Annotated in this window: 11 protein-coding genes; 3 read left to right on the forward strand and 8 right to left on the reverse strand. The window is 60.2% G+C overall.

Annotation, left to right across the window (positions count from 1 at the left end; all coding sequences use genetic code 11):
* The first annotated feature begins 82 nt into the window (after positions 1-82).
* Positions 83-511 (forward strand): Lrp/AsnC family transcriptional regulator, encoded by a 429-nt coding sequence (locus ACR0CU_RS04160; protein WP_093961837.1) that lies wholly within the window; start codon positions 83-85, stop codon positions 509-511.
* 101 nt (positions 512-612) lie between these two features.
* Positions 613-3,222 carry a bifunctional lysylphosphatidylglycerol flippase/synthetase MprF gene (mprF, locus tag ACR0CU_RS04165; protein WP_170445512.1) on the forward strand — a complete coding sequence of 870 codons (2,610 nt, stop codon included), beginning with the start codon at positions 613-615 and terminating at the stop codon, positions 3,220-3,222.
* Between the two features lie 3 nt (positions 3,223-3,225).
* Here mprF and ACR0CU_RS04170 read toward each other — a convergent pair whose 3' ends face one another.
* From ACR0CU_RS04170 to ACR0CU_RS04195, 6 genes are all read right to left on the reverse strand, one after another.
* Positions 3,226-4,818 carry an efflux transporter outer membrane subunit gene (locus ACR0CU_RS04170; protein WP_170433072.1) on the reverse strand — a complete coding sequence of 531 codons (1,593 nt, stop codon included), beginning with the start codon at positions 4,816-4,818 and terminating at the stop codon, positions 3,226-3,228.
* Positions 4,819-4,820: 2 nt separating this feature from the next.
* Positions 4,821-5,966, reverse strand: coding sequence for an HlyD family secretion protein (locus ACR0CU_RS04175; protein ID WP_170357580.1), 1,146 nt, complete (start codon positions 5,964-5,966; stop codon positions 4,821-4,823).
* A gap of 21 nt (positions 5,967-5,987) precedes the next feature.
* Positions 5,988-6,347, reverse strand: a complete 360-nt coding sequence (locus tag ACR0CU_RS04180) for a DUF3302 domain-containing protein (protein ID WP_170445515.1) — start codon at positions 6,345-6,347, stop codon at positions 5,988-5,990.
* 34 nt (positions 6,348-6,381) lie between these two features.
* Positions 6,382-6,951 (reverse strand): disulfide bond formation protein B, encoded by a 570-nt coding sequence (locus ACR0CU_RS04185; RefSeq protein ID WP_170339003.1) that lies wholly within the window; start codon positions 6,949-6,951, stop codon positions 6,382-6,384.
* A 12-nt stretch (positions 6,952-6,963) separates the two neighbouring features.
* Complete coding sequence (locus tag ACR0CU_RS04190; protein ID WP_170339565.1) at positions 6,964-7,119, reverse strand: DUF5993 family protein; 156 nt, start codon at positions 7,117-7,119, stop codon at positions 6,964-6,966.
* A 110-nt stretch (positions 7,120-7,229) separates the two neighbouring features.
* On the reverse strand, positions 7,230-7,991 hold the full coding sequence (locus tag ACR0CU_RS04195) for a DeoR/GlpR family DNA-binding transcription regulator (protein ID WP_170366964.1): 762 nt from the start codon (positions 7,989-7,991) through the stop codon (positions 7,230-7,232).
* A 218-nt stretch (positions 7,992-8,209) separates the two neighbouring features.
* Here ACR0CU_RS04195 and glpD point away from each other — a divergent pair, with 218 nt between their 5' ends.
* On the forward strand, positions 8,210-9,787 hold the full coding sequence (gene glpD / locus ACR0CU_RS04200) for a glycerol-3-phosphate dehydrogenase (protein WP_480642519.1): 1,578 nt from the start codon (positions 8,210-8,212) through the stop codon (positions 9,785-9,787).
* A 73-nt stretch (positions 9,788-9,860) separates the two neighbouring features.
* On the opposite strand, the gene ACR0CU_RS04205 is transcribed toward glpD, so the two are convergent.
* Entirely contained in the window at positions 9,861-12,998 is a 3,138-nt protein-coding gene (locus tag ACR0CU_RS04205; RefSeq protein ID WP_170445522.1) for an efflux RND transporter permease subunit, read from the reverse strand.
* Between the two features lie 3 nt (positions 12,999-13,001).
* Entirely contained in the window at positions 13,002-14,180 is a 1,179-nt protein-coding gene (locus ACR0CU_RS04210) for an efflux RND transporter periplasmic adaptor subunit (RefSeq protein ID WP_170339557.1), read from the reverse strand.
* Positions 14,181-14,294 lie beyond the last annotated feature (114 nt).

Genomic DNA, 14,294 nt, shown 5'->3' on the forward strand with positions numbered 1-14,294 from the left:
TCATTTAGCGGTGCAATGCGGGTTGCGTGAAGGAGGCAAAATGCTCAAAATGAAATCTGAGGATCCAAAATGGAAACACGGAATGGACGATCTGGACAGCCGCTTGCTCAGCGCCCTTCACCGAGATGCTCGCGCGTCCCTGTCAGAGCTTGCAGAAGTGCTGGGTGTAACGCGGACGACCGTGCGCAGCCGGCTGCAGCGGCTCAAGCAATCGGGTGAGATTGTGGGCTTTACTGTCCTGACCCGTCGGGACGTCGCGCAAAGCCCTGTGCGCGGGCTGATGATGCTGGAAATCGAAGGGCGCGGGACCGAGCGCATCATGGCCCGGATCGCGGCGATGCGGCAGGTGCGGGCGGTGCATTCCACCAATGGCGGATGGGACCTGATCGCCGAGATCGGGACCGAGACGCTGGCCGAACTGGACGAGGTTCTGTTCCAGATCCGCCGCATCGAAGGCGTGACCCGCTCCGAGACCAATCTGCTTCTGTCCACCCGAAAAGGCCGCTTTTGAACCGCCCGCCATTCACCAGCGCGGCATAGCTTTGAATACCAAACGATTTGTGCAAGAGTTTTCCCGCAGGCTTGATCAGGCCCATGGGCAGGGAAATCAATATGAGCACAGCAGACCCAGGCGAAAACTCGCGGGCGGAAATCCTGATTGCCCGGGTGACCGGTCTGTTGGAGCAGCCGATCGTCAGGTTGGCGATACCTGTTGTGATAACGCTGATCGCGTTGACGGTGCTGCACGACCTGTCGAGCCATGTGAAATGGTCGGACGTGCAATCTGACATTGCCGGAACGTCTTGGCGGGTGATGTTCCTTGCCGTTTTCTGGACGGCCTTCAGTTTTCTGTCTCTGTCCTTCTATGACGTCTTCGCCGTGCAGAGCGTGGCGGGGGGAACGGTCCCCCTTCGCATCGCGGCCATGGCTGGTGCCAGCGGCTATGCGGTGTCGAATTGCCTTGGTTTTTCGTACATCACGGGCACGGCGATCCGCTATCGGATCTATGCGTCGCTGGGGTTGGATCTGGGACGGGTCGCGGGCGTGATCGCCACATCATGGGTGGCCTTCTGGATGGGCCTTATCCTGATCCTCGGCGGAATGATGACGCTTCATCCGGACGGGATCGCCCAAGCGCTGCCGATCAGTGGAACGCTTGAAACGGTCATCGGGGTTGCCCTGCTGGTCGGTCTACTGGTGCTGTTTGTATGGCTGGCCAAAGGCGGGCGTCGGCTTTCCTTTGGCGGGGTGGGATTTGACCTGCCCGGAGGCAAGTTGGCCAGCCTTTTGACGCTGGCGGCAATCGGGGATCTGTTCGGCGCGTCGATGGCTCTTTATGTTCTGATGCCCGACGATCTGGGCGTCGGTTATCCCTATTTCTTCACCATCTATATCTGCGCAATCGCAGTTGGGATTCTCAGCCACGCCCCGGGCGGAATCGGTGTGTTCGAGGCCACGTTGATCGCCGGGCTGGGGGCCTCGGGCCGGTCGGACGTGATTGCCGCCTTGCTGCTCTACCGGGTTGTCTACACGTTTTTGCCATTTGCCATCGCAAGCCTGTCGATCGCCGTCGCTTCGGCGCTGGCACACCGGCATCACATCAGCGGCGCGGCCACCTGGTTTTACCGGGCCGTCCGGCCAATCGTGCCGATGGTGGCTGCCGGTATCGCGGCAGTGGCCGGTGTGGTTCTTCTGGTGTCTGGCACCTTGCCGGCCAGCTCGACGAAGCTGGGAATCCTGCGCGAGTTTCTGCCCCTGTCCTTCGTCGAGGCATCGCATCTGGCCGGAAGCGCCATCGGCGTTCTGCTGCTGCTTGTGGCGCGGGGGCTGTACCGCAAGCTGTACCGGGCATGGATCGTTGCCATGATCCTGATGCTGGCCGGGTTCTTTGCGTCACTGGCCAAGGGGCTGGATACGCATGAGGCCATCGGAATGCTTGCAGCCATCGGTTTGTTGGCCCTGTTTCGGGGGGCTTTCTACCGGGTCAGCGGCGCCTCTATCCTCCGACTGAACATTCCCTGGCTGGTCAGTCTGATCGCGTTGCTGGCGGTGATCTTCTGGATCGGGTTGTTTGCCTATTCCCATGTCGAATACGAAAATGCGTTGTGGTGGGAGTTTGCATGGAATGGCGATGCCTCGCGGTTCCTACGCTCCAGCATGGTGGTGGCGGTCATCGTCGGGGTGGTGGCCGTGAACTCGTTGTTCGGACGCACGATCCCCGCACGTCAGCGCACCGAGATCCCTGCGGCGGTCGAACGTCTGGCGCTGGTCAGCGAAGACACCGAGGCGCAGATCAGCCTGACCGGCGACAAGCAGTTCCTGGTCGCGCCGGATGAAAGCGCCTTTCTGGCCTATGCCGATTCCGGCAACGCGTTGATCAGCAAGGGCGAGCCTGTCGGCGATGAGGCCGCCGGCCAGCAACTGATTTGGCAGTTGCGCGAAATGGCCGATGCCGAAGGCAAGCTCTGCGCATTTTACAGCGTGTCCACCAAGTATCTGCCTACGTTTCTGGACCTCGGGTTGTCGATCCTCAAGATCGGTGAGGTCGCCCGGGTTCCGCTGAAGGACTTCACGCTGGACGGCAAATCCCGCAAGCGGTTCCGTCAGGCCCGGAACCGGGCCGAGCGTGAAGGATATGTCTTCGAGATCATTCCCAAAGAACAGCTTGCACCGGTCCTGCCCGAGCTGCGCCAGATCTCGGATCACTGGCTGGAAGGCAAGGCGGGCGCGGAAAAGGGTTTTGCCCTGGGCGGGTTCGACGAGCAGTATTTGTCCTATTTCGACCATGCGGTTCTGAAGAACGGCGAGACTGGCAGCATCGTGGCTTTTGCCAACCTGTTTCAGGGCGGCAACAAGTCGGAATTGTCGCTGGATCTGATGCGGTACGAGCCCGACTGCCCCAGCTTTGTCATGGATGCTCTGTTCGCCGAGATGATGAACTGGGGCGCCGGCCAAGGGTTTCATTGGTTCTCATTGGGGGCCGCGCCGTTTTCCGGGATCGAGAACCGGCAACTCGCCTCGCTCTGGAACCGGATCGGCGGCTTCGTGTACGAGCACGGCGAGCAGTTCTATCACTTCGAGGGGCTGCGCGCCTTCAAGCAAAAGTTCGACCCGGAGTGGAGCCCCAACTATCTGGCCAGCCCAGGCGGTCTGGCCGCGCCGCGCATCCTGTACGAGGTGAACATCCTGATCTCTGGAGGCCTGACGGGCCTAACGAAATAGCGCCTAGTTCAGACTTGCGCGTGTTGGGTCCTGCTGCAGCAGGTCCCCCCAATCGGTGCGATAGGACATCTCGGCCAGTACGGTTTCCGGCAGAAACTCCTGATTCTGACGGATCTGCCAGCCCCCGCCCAGACCCTTGTAGACCGCGACCAGATTCGACGACACCTGCTGGCGCGCCTCGATCAGGTTGGCTTGCGAGCGCAGTAGCGCGGTCTGCGTGTTCAGCACGCGGGAATAGTCTGCGATGCCGTCGCGATACTGGCTGACGGCGATGTCGGCAGCTTTGCGCGCTGCGTCGACGCTGCGTTGGTAGAACGTCACCTGTTTGCGCGCCTGGGCATAGGCGACCATGGCGCTTTCGACCTCGGAATAGGCGGTCAGCACGGTGTTCTGATAGTTGGCGATCAGCGCCTGATAGGCGGCGTCCTGCGCGCGCACGTTGTTCTTGATCCGCCCATAGTTCAGAACGTTCCAGACCACGCCGGCGCTGGCCAGACCCGTGGTGCTGTTGGAACTAAACAGGTCGCGCCCGCCCGACGCCTGCAGGCCGATCGAGCCCGACAAGATGAACTGCGGATACAGGTCCGCCATGGCAATGCCCACCTGCGCCGATTGCGTGGCTGCGGCCAGTTCTGCGGCGCGAACGTCGGGGCGGCGGCGCAGCAGTTCGGCCGGAACGCCGACTGCGACGTTCGATCTTGCTGACGGAATCCGCCCGGACGTTCCCAGCAGACCGGTCATGCGCGACGGTGTCGTGCCCAGCAGAACCGCCAGCGCGTTCTTGGCCTGCTGCAGATCGCTTTCCAGCGTCGGCACCAGCGCCTTGGTGTTGTTCAGCAGGGCGGTGGATTCCTGCACATCCAATTCCGTCGTCACACCATTGTTGAACCGCAACTGGGTCAGATCATTGGCTTCCTGCTGCAGCTTGATGTTCTCGCGTGCGACGGCCAGCGACTCCTGCAGCGCGCGGATGTTGATGTACAGCGCGGCCACATCGCCCGTCAGCGTCACCAGCGCGTCGTCATAGTTGGCGACTTGCAGTGCCAGGTTCGATCGCGCCGCCTGCACGCCGCGCCGCTGCGCGCCCCAGACGTCCAGTTCCCACTGGGCGTCAAATCCCACCTGCGACGTCGAAAACTCGGTATCCAGCGGAATGATCCGGTTGATATCGGCAATGGGACCGAGGTTGTCGCTGATCCGGCGCCGCTCCAATGATCCGCCCACGGCCTGAGATTGCGGATAGAGCTCGCCGAAGGCGATGCCCAGTTGCGCGCGGGCCTGCAACACGCGCGCGCCTGCGACCTGAAGCGTCAGGTTCTGGGCATAGGCCTCGGCCACCAGCTTGTTCAGGGTCGGGTCATTGAAGCTCTGCCACCATTTGACCACGGGGGCGCTGCGTGATGTCAGACCGCTGGCCTGGCTGGCGCTGGGGCTGTTGGCCTCCATCCACTGTTTCACGACCGGCGAGTTGGGGCGCACGAAATCCGGCCCGACCGGGGTGCATGCAAACAGCAACGCGGCGCTCAGCGCGGTGCCAACCAACATGTGGCGGCGGTTTCGTGGCCTGCGCGGATGGTCCGGGTTCATGTGTGTCATGCTCAGATATCCAACGGTCGGATGAAGTTGGCGAAGGAATAGAGGCGGATGTTGATGCGGCGCAGAAACTCGAAGCTTGTGCCTTGCCCGGTATAGATGGCCACGGCCGCGTGCCCGCCAGCGGGGAAGGTATGCCCTTCGGGGACGTCGACTGAAACCTGCACCGCGATGCGCCCGGGAATTTTAGGCAGCTCGAACCCCGGCAGGCGGCCAGAAGGCAGGTATTGCCCCTGCCGGGTGGCCCACCAGATGGCCTCGACCCTGCCGGTCAGAATTTCACCCGGGTACAGGTCCAGCGCGACCTCGACAGGCTGACCGGGTTCGACGAATTTCAGGTTCTGCTGGCGGTATGTGGCCAGGATATAGGGCGAATCCTCAGTCACGAAACTGGCGATGGCCCCAAGTCGGATATCACCGACCACAAGGCCGGGACGGGCCTGTTGCGAGACGATCATACCGTTCTCAGGAGCGTAGATCGTTGTATTGTCGAGGAAATACTGTGCTTCGGCCAGCTGCGCCTTGGCCTGAAGGATACCGGTGTTCACTCCGTCGATCTGTGATTCCTGCGCAAGTTGCGCCTTTCTTAGATTGGCCTCAGCCTGTTTGACCGCAGCCTGATCTTCGGTCACTTGTTCGTTCCAGCGATCCAGCTCGTCCTGACGCGCACCCCCGGCAGGCACCAGGTTTTCATAGCGCGCCTTCTGCGTCATCGCATAAGCCAGCTGGGCATTGGCGCGCTCCACCGCCTCGGTCGAGGCGATCACGTCCTGTTCAAGGATTTTGGCGTTCTGCTCCGCAGCCACCAGTTGGGCCTGCGCGTTCTCGACGGCCAGCTTGAACACCGTGTCATCAAACCGGTACAGCGGATCGCCCTTGGTGATGGGCGTGTTGGGTTCGACCAAGACCTCGGTCAGGATGGTCGGTTGGGTCAGTTTCGGGACGATCTGGATGGTGGACCGCACTACGTGGCTGTCGATCGAGAAGGGTTGGAAGAACCGGAGCGCGACCAGGAAGATCAGCAGCAGATGGGCGCCGACCCAGAACGACACGATCCCCCAGACAATGTTGAACTTGAGCCATTGTGCTTTGAAGAAAATGAACCAGACAAAAATGATGTAGAAAAGCGTGATGCCGAGGGCGACGAACATAGTGGTGGATTTCCTTCGGCGTCAGGTTTTCTGTGGGTCGTCTGCAGCAGGGGCCCGGTACTCGTCCTTGACCCGCCCGCCAAGGCGCTCGATCTCCTTGCGGATCGCTTCGCGCTCGCCCTCGGGCAAGCGGCGGATGTCCACGGTCATGCCATCATGGTAGGCCCAGATAAAGGCGTGCACCCAGGGGATGATCGCCAGAAACCCCATCCATCCCATCAGTTTGACGGCTTCGGCATGGGGGTGGTTCCGTTTGATTGCGATGCGGCCGGGCAGGCCCATGATGAACAGAAACAAGGCCATGACCGCCGCCAGCAGTAGGATCAGCGCTACGAATGTCAGGTAGTCATAATAGCCCAGCGGCTGCCCCAGTAGTCCCATCGTCGCGCCTCCTGTCTGGACGGTTGCCCCATCCTCAGTTGTTGGTGTCCAGTTCGTCAATCAATTTGTAGCTGGTCGGCGGGTCGGCGCAGATGCCCGGACCGCATTCCAACAGCGTCGAACCGGCGTTCAGCACCGCAAGACCCAGCATGATGAAGAACGCGACCTTTGCCAATGTGCTGCCGCCAAAGCGTGGTTCCGCGCGCGTGTCCGAGACATACTGTTTCTCGAACATCAGCATGATGGCGGTGCCCAACAGGATCAGGAAAAAGCAGATGGCAGCCCAAGTATAGTAGTGCAGGCCCAACACAGGAGAGCCATAGTGCCCGGTTCCCGGCACGATGTGCAGAAGGATCTGCCGCACCGACACGCTGCCGCCGTAGAGGGCCGCAATCAGCATGATCGCATAGTGTTGGGGCCGCGGGCCATAAAGCAGGTTCAGGCCCAGACCAACACCAACCGCGACGAAGCCAACTCGCTGCAACAGGCAGAGCGGGCAGGGCAGTTCATACAGCTTGAGCTGGTAGACATAGGCCAGCAGCAGAACAAGGCTGACGGCCAGCATTCCCAGGGCATTCAGAGTACGGGACAGTTCAGGTGTCATGATCGTCCCTTTCTACAACTGAATTGTCAGTTGGCTGGTGGCGTGAAACTTGAGCCAATAGACGCTCAACGCCAGCGTGAGAAAGAAAACCACGTTCCCGGCCTTTGTCCGTCCAAAGTAATTCAGCGCCATAACGGCTGTAAGTAACGCAAATAAAAGCGCGATCATGGCTCGGTCCTCCCCTCCCGTGCAACGATTGCAATGGTGGTGATACTGTCAGGCCCGCTGCCATCTGGCAAGTTTTGGGATCGTCCGTTCGCCTTAAGTGCGAGCGAACCCTAGCGGCACACCACCAATTGGGTCTGCCATTCGCGGCAGCACGCAGCCAGTTCGGATGTGACGGGTGCGTCTGTATAGAACGTGTCGATTTCGGACAATGACGTGATGCGGGCCGGGGCCGACCGCTGGAATTTCGAGTGATCGGCAACAAGGCTGGTATGCCGCGCCTGCGCGATGATTGTCTGGCTGACGTTCACTTCCTGAAAATCGAAATCCAGCAGATCGCCTTCGCTATCCAACGCAGAACACCCTATGACCGCGTAGTCAAACTTGAACTGACGAATGGTCGAGACTGTCAGATTACCGATCAGGCCCCCATCTGATCGGCGCAGAACACCACCAGCGACCACGATCTCGCATTCAGGGTTTTCGACCAGAATGTTGGCCACGTTCATATTGTTGGTCACGACCATCAGGTTCTTGTGGGTCACAAGTTGCCGTGCCACGGCCTCGGTCGAGGTGCCGATATTCATGAACACCGATGCTCCGTCCGGTATGTCGGCGGCACACCGTTTGGCAATGCGTGTCTTGGCTTCGTCGTTCAGTCCGCGGCGGTCTTCGTAACCGATATTCGAAACGCCCGACCTCAGAACCGCGCCCCCGTGAACGCGGTCCAGCATCCCGGCATCGGACAGTTCCGACAGGTCCCGACGAATGGTCTGGACAGTGACATTGAACCGCTCGGCCAGATCCTCGACCGCGACACGTCCGTTTTGCTTGGCAAGGCTCAGGATGTCGGATTGGCGAAAGGACAGGGACATATTCGGCTCCGCGGGTGTGGCTCTGTTCGTTTTTGTTCTTTTTGGGCATCGAGCGCAAGCCTGATGTTTTCTTGACTGGGTGCCGAAGGAGAAAGAAGTGAACGACGATCAAGTTGCACGAGATGCGACAAAGCGAACAAAAACGAAAATCGAAATTGACTAAACGAGTGTCGGTCGCGTTAATGCGCGCGACCCTTTTGCAAATGGAATCATCAAACATGGAACAGTCGGACACCCAGATCACCGATCTTTTCATCATCGGTGGCGGCATCAATGGCTGCGGCATCGCGCGCGACGCGGCCGGGCGCGGGTCGAGCGTCACGCTTGCCGAGATGAACGATCTGGCCTCGGCCACCTCGTCAGCCTCGACCAAGCTGTTTCACGGAGGGCTGCGCTATCTGGAGTATTTCGAGTTCCGTCTGGTCCGCGAGGCCCTGATCGAACGTGAAACGCTTTTGCGTGCCATGCCGCATATCAGTTGGCCGATGCGGTTCATTCTGCCGTATCACCCGGACATGCGGTTTGACTCTGAAACGCCCACGTCGCGCTTGTTGGGGACGGTCATGCCGTGGATGAAGGGGCGGCGGCCTGCCTGGCTGATCCGTTTGGGGCTGTTCATGTATGACAACCTAGGCGGCCGGAAGATCCTGCCGGGAACAAGTTCATTGAACCTGCGCACGGCGCCCGAGGGTGCGCCGCTGCAGGACAAGTTCGAAACCGCGTATGAGTATTCCGATTGCTGGGTCGAGGATTCAAGGCTGGTGATCTTGAACGCACGCGATGCAGAGGCACGCGGCGCGCGGATCTTGGTGGGCACCAAGGTTCTGTCGGCCGAACGCAGCGAAGATGTTTGGCAGATCACCGTGCAGGATTGCGAAAGCGGTGAAACCCGTGAACTGCGCGCGCGGATGCTGATCAATGCGGGCGGGCCGTGGGTTGGAGACATCATTCGGACCAAGATCCGTTCGAACTCACGCGAGGGCGTGCGGCTGGTGCGCGGCAGCCATATCGTGACGCCGCGTCTCTACGACCATGACAAATGTTACTTCTTCCAAGGTGAGGACGGGCGCATCATCTTCGCCATTCCCTATGAGCAGGACTTTACACTGATCGGGACCACTGATCAGGACCACCCCGATCCGTCCGAGCCGCCCGTCTGCACCGAGGCCGAGCAGGATTATCTGTGCGCCTTCGCGTCCAAGTACTTCAAGAAGCCGGTGTCGCGTGACGATATTGTCTGGACCTATTCCGGCGTGCGCCCGCTGTATGATGATGGCGCCCAAAGCGCCACGGCAGCTACGCGGGACTACACATTGAAAGTGGACGCCGAGGGCGGCGCGCCGGTCCTCAACGTGTTTGGTGGCAAGATCACAACCTATCGCCGCCTTGCCGAAAGCGCGATGGAGAAGGTGGCCGAGCACTTCCCAGACCTCTCTGGCCCTTGGACTGCGGGAGTTGCTCTGCCGGGCGGGGATTTCCCGGTCGACGGGGTCGAGGCACTGGTTGCCGGATTGAAGGCCGACTATGGGTTCCTCACCGACAAATGGGCGCACCGTCTGGTACATGCGTACGGCACCGAAGCACGCATCATCCTCGGGAACGCGGTCCAGGCCGATGATCTGGGCGTCGATTTTGGCGCGACCCTGACCGAGCGTGAGCTCGAATGGCTGATGGACAAGGAATATGCCCGTACAGCGCAGGATGTGATCTGGCGTCGAAACAAACTGGGACTGCGCCTGAAACCCGAGGAGGTTGAGCAGATCGAGGCCTGGATGCAGAAGCGTCGTCGGCAATAACTGAAAACCGCTCAGTGACCCACCAAAGAAAAACGCCCCGCGGATGTCGCGGGGCGTTTCTTTTTTCTGTCGGTCAGGCCGCCTTTTCAGAAGGATCGGGATCCTTGTTCGTGCCCTTGATCCACTCTCGCATGCTCTGCATCACCGCATAGAGGACCGGCACCAGGATCACCCCGAACAGTGTCGCGGCGAGCATCCCGCCAAATACGGCCACACCAATCGCCTTCTGGCTGGCGGCACCAGCACCGCTGGCTGCCAGCAGGGGCACAACGCCCAGCAGGAAGGACAGCGCGGTCATCATGACGGCCCGGAAACGCTGATGCGCGGCCTCGGCGGCAGCGTCCTTGACAGACAGCCCCTTGGCTCGCTGCTCCATCGCGAATTCCACGATCAGGATACCGTTCTTTGACGCAAGCCCCACCAGCATGATCATCCCGATCTGCGTGTACAGGTTGATGTCACTGCCCACGATCGCCACCGCCGCAACCGCGCCGAACAGGGCCACGATCACCGACAGCAGGATCGAGACCGGCATCGTCCAGCTTTCGTATTGTCCGACCAGGAACAAATACCCGAATAGGATCGCCAGCCCCAGGATCACCACGACCAGCCCGCCGGATGCCAGCTGTTGTTGGGCGGTTCCGGTCCATTCAAAGGCATATCCCGGGGGCAGGGCGGTCGCCGACTCTTCTGTCATCACGGTGATTGCGTCACCGGTCGACAGACCTTCTGCCGGAACCGCCGTCACCGTCGCGGAACGGAACAGGTTGTGGCGTTTCAACAGAACCGGGCCAAGCACGTTTTCGACGTCGATGAGCGTTCCCAGCGGGACCATCTCACCGGTGTTCGAGCGGACGTACAGGTTCGAGATGTCCTCGACATTGTCACGATACGACCCTTCGGCTTGGATCATCACGCGATAGACGCGGCCGAACAGATTGAAGTCGTTCACATAGTACGAGCCAAGCTGAGCCTGCATGGTCTGGAAGATTTCGGCGACCGATACGTTCAGCGTTTTTGCCTTTTCCCGATCCAGATCCACGAACAGCTGCGGGACGTTGGCCCGGAAAGTCGTGTAGGCTTGGCCGATTTCAGGCCGCTGGTTGGCCGCGTAGACAAAGGATCCCACGGCCGAGGCCAAATCCTGCGGCGAGCCGCCTCCGGTTTGTTGAACCTCCATTTCCACGCCCGCCGACATGCCAAGACCTTGGATCGGTGGCGGGTTGAACGCGACGATCGAGGCGGCGGATTCGCCGTTGGCGATGGCCAGTACCTTCTGCAGGATGGCGTCCGCCGTCAGATCCTCGTCTTGCCGTTCATCCCAGTTGTCGAGGTTGACGAAAACAGCAGCACCGTTGGTGATGGTTCCGTTCAGCAGTGAGAAACCGTTGATCAGAACGGTATTCGCCACGCCCGGAATCTCGCGGATCTGGTCATCGACACGTTTGGATACCGCCTCGGTTCTCTCCAGTGTGGCCGCGTCGGGCAATTGGATGTCGACGAACAGATAGCCGTTGTCCTCAAGCGGCAGGAACCCGCTGGAGGTGTTCGACATGATCGTCACGCCGCCAAAGGCAAACCCCGCGATGATCCCAAGCGAGACCACGGGGATGATCAGCAGCTTGCGTACGATGGACACATAGCCTGCGCGCATCGTCCCGATGAATTTCTCGAACACCGCCAGCAGACCCTTGGGTGGGCCTGAACGTGCCTGAAGGACCAAACCGCACAGCGCCGGGGACAAGGTCAGCGCATTGATGGACGAGATGACGACGGCGGTCGAGATCGTAACCGCGAACTGTGAATACAGCCGCCCCGAGATACCGGGCATGAAGGTCACGGGGACGAACACGGCCAGCAGAACCAAAGTTGTCGCAATGACGGGGCCAGTAATCTGCCCCATGGCCTTGCGGGTCGCTTCGGCCGGCGGCAGGCCTTCCTCGGCGATGATCCGTTCCACGTTCTCGACGACCACAATCGCGTCGTCGACCACGATCCCGATGGCCAGCACGAGTGCGAAAAGCGAGATTGTGTTCAGCGACATCCCGAACAGCAGCAGGAACGCAAATGTCCCGATCAATGAGACCGGAATCGCCACGGCCGGAATGATTGTCGCCCGCCAACTGCCCAAGAAGATGAACACGACCGAGATCACCAGAATGAAGGTCAGGATCAGCGTTGACACCACGTCGTTCAGCGACTGTTCGACGAAGTCCGTAGTGTTGAAGGGAACCGCATATTCCACATCGGTCGGGAAGGACCGTGAAAGACGCTCCAGTTCGGCTTCGACGCGGTCGGACACGGCCAGCGCGTTGGCGCCCGGCGCTTGGTAGATGCCGATTACCGTCGCCGGAACGGCCTGAAAATAGCCCGATGCGGCATAGTATTCCGCCCCCAGTTCGACACGCGCAATGTCACGGACCCGCACGATCGAGCCGGCGTCGCCGGTCCGAATGACGATATCGCCAAACTCCTTGGCCGATGTCAGGCGGCCTTTGGTCTTGATCGTGTACTGAAAGGTCTGGCCTTCAGGCACCGGCGGGGCGCCGATCGAGCCAGCGGAAACCTCGATATTCTGTTCGCGAATGGCCGAGATCACGTCACCCGGCGTGATGGACAGAGCGGCCATTTTGTCGGGGTCCATCCAGATACGCATCGCGTATTCCAGGTTGGTCAGAACGTCGGCCTTGCCCACGCCCTGCACCCGCGCCAGCGCATCCTTGAGGTTGATCGACGCGTAGTTCGACAGAAACACGCTGTCATAGGTACCGTTGGGCGAGGTCAGCGTGACCAGCAACAGCATGTTCGTCGACGCTTTCTGCGTCACCACCCCCGACGAGGTAACTTCGGTCGGCAGCGAGGACATGGCCTGAGCCACACGGTTTTGCACGTTGACTGATGCGATGTCGGGGTCGGTGCCCACCTCGAACGTGATGTTCAGCGAATACGAGCCGTTGTCCGAGGATGTGGACGTCATGTAGATCATGTCGTCCACGCCGTTGACCTGCGCTTCGATCGGCGCGGCAACCGTGTTTTCAACTGTTTCGGCGTTGGCGCCGGTGTAGGTCGTCGTGACGCTGACCACCGGCGGCGTAATGTCCGGGAATTGGGCAACCGGCAGGACCATGTAGCCAATCGCCCCCATGATTGTCAGCACAAGCGAGATCACAAGTGCCAGCTTGGGCCGGCTGATGAACAGGGCGGAAAACATCAGTTATTCTCCCGGCTGTTCAGAGGCGACAACGGCGTCAACGGCAACACCCGGGCGCACCCTTTGCAGCCCTTCCACGATGACGCTTTCGCCCTCTCGCAGACCTTCCTTGACGATCACGGCAGAACCGACCGTGTCGCCGGTCGTGATGTAGCGCTGTTCGACCATCTGCTTGTCGTTGACGACCAGCACAAACTCTCCGCGTTGATCCCGCTGCAGGGCAGCTTGAGGGATCAGCACTTCAAGCGTGGGTTCAAGCGCTTCGATGTGAACGTTCAGAAAGGCGCCATCCACGATCAGACGTTTGTCGTTTGCAAACTCGGCGCGCAGGGTGATCGCGCCGGTCAACGGGTCGATCCGGTTGTCCACGAACACGATCTTGCCGGTTTCTTCCAGCTCGGTACCATTGGGCAGCGTAAGCCGGACAACCGGGCTCTTGTTGCTTTCAGCAAGGGTGGAGGCGGTCTCACCAACGGTCTGAAGAACGGAGGTGAACTGCTTTTCATTCAACGAGAAATTCACGTAAATCGGCGCTTCGCTGATCAGGTTGACCAGCGGTTCCGTGTTGGGGCCGACCACGTCGCCGACGCTTGTGCTGATCCGACCGATCCGGCCGGAAAACGGCGCGTGGATCTGTGTGTAGTCCAGATCAAGCTGCGCCTGTTGAATGGCTGCGTTGGCCGCTTTGACTTCGGCTTCGGCCACCAGCTCGTTCGCACGGGCAATGTCGCGCTCGGATTCCGGCGTTGCGTCTCGCCTGTACAGTTCTTCCTTGCGGGCCAGGTCGACCTTGGCCAGTTCCAGATTGGCTTCGGCCCGATCAAGATCCGCTTTTCGGGCGTCCAGCGTGGCCTGGTACAGGTCGGGCTCAATGGTAAACAGCAGATCACCCTCGTTGACCAACGAGCCTTCTTCGACATTCCGGCTTTCAAGGAAACCGCTGACCCGTGCGATGATGTCCACGTTGTCCGTGGCTTCGGCCCGCCCGATAAAAACAGCCTCCTCGGTGATTTCCTGTGTGTATGCGGCCGCAATCGAAACCTTGGGCGGCGGTGCATCCGACTGATCCTGGGCAAATGCGACCGGTGTAAACGCAAGGCATGCCAGCAGTGTCGCGCAAAGGCCGAGACGCGAGAGCGTTCGATTGCTGGTCGTGTGGGTAAGCGTCTTTTCAACGGTCATTGCGAGTGCCTCATTCAAACCGGGATTTGGGTCGAGCCGGACCGTTCCTGAAGCCCGAGTCGACTAAACTCCAAGTCAGGATGGAGGCATTGTTGAAAATTCTCAAGTATTTGA

Source organism: Ruegeria sp. BC2 (assembly GCF_056539245.1).

Excerpts from the sequence above, each read along its gene's own strand:
- ACR0CU_RS04170 (WP_170433072.1), bottom strand. The coding sequence starts at position 4,818 with ATGACACACATGAACCCGGACCATCCGCGCAGGCCACGAAACCGCCGC.
- ACR0CU_RS04160 (WP_093961837.1), top strand. The coding sequence starts at position 83 with ATGGACGATCTGGACAGCCGCTTGCTCAGCGCCCTTCACCGAGATGCT.
- ACR0CU_RS04205 (WP_170445522.1), bottom strand. The coding sequence starts at position 12,998 with ATGTTTTCCGCCCTGTTCATCAGCCGGCCCAAGCTGGCACTTGTGATC.
- ACR0CU_RS04175 (WP_170357580.1), bottom strand. The coding sequence starts at position 5,966 with ATGTTCGTCGCCCTCGGCATCACGCTTTTCTACATCATTTTTGTCTGG.
- glpD (WP_480642519.1), top strand. The coding sequence starts at position 8,210 with ATGGAACAGTCGGACACCCAGATCACCGATCTTTTCATCATCGGTGGC.
- ACR0CU_RS04190 (WP_170339565.1), bottom strand. The coding sequence starts at position 7,119 with ATGATCGCGCTTTTATTTGCGTTACTTACAGCCGTTATGGCGCTGAAT.
- ACR0CU_RS04195 (WP_170366964.1), bottom strand. The coding sequence starts at position 7,991 with ATGTCCCTGTCCTTTCGCCAATCCGACATCCTGAGCCTTGCCAAGCAA.
- ACR0CU_RS04210 (WP_170339557.1), bottom strand. The coding sequence starts at position 14,180 with ATGACCGTTGAAAAGACGCTTACCCACACGACCAGCAATCGAACGCTC.
- mprF (WP_170445512.1), top strand. The coding sequence starts at position 613 with ATGAGCACAGCAGACCCAGGCGAAAACTCGCGGGCGGAAATCCTGATT.
- ACR0CU_RS04185 (WP_170339003.1), bottom strand. The coding sequence starts at position 6,951 with ATGACACCTGAACTGTCCCGTACTCTGAATGCCCTGGGAATGCTGGCC.
- ACR0CU_RS04180 (WP_170445515.1), bottom strand. The coding sequence starts at position 6,347 with ATGGGACTACTGGGGCAGCCGCTGGGCTATTATGACTACCTGACATTC.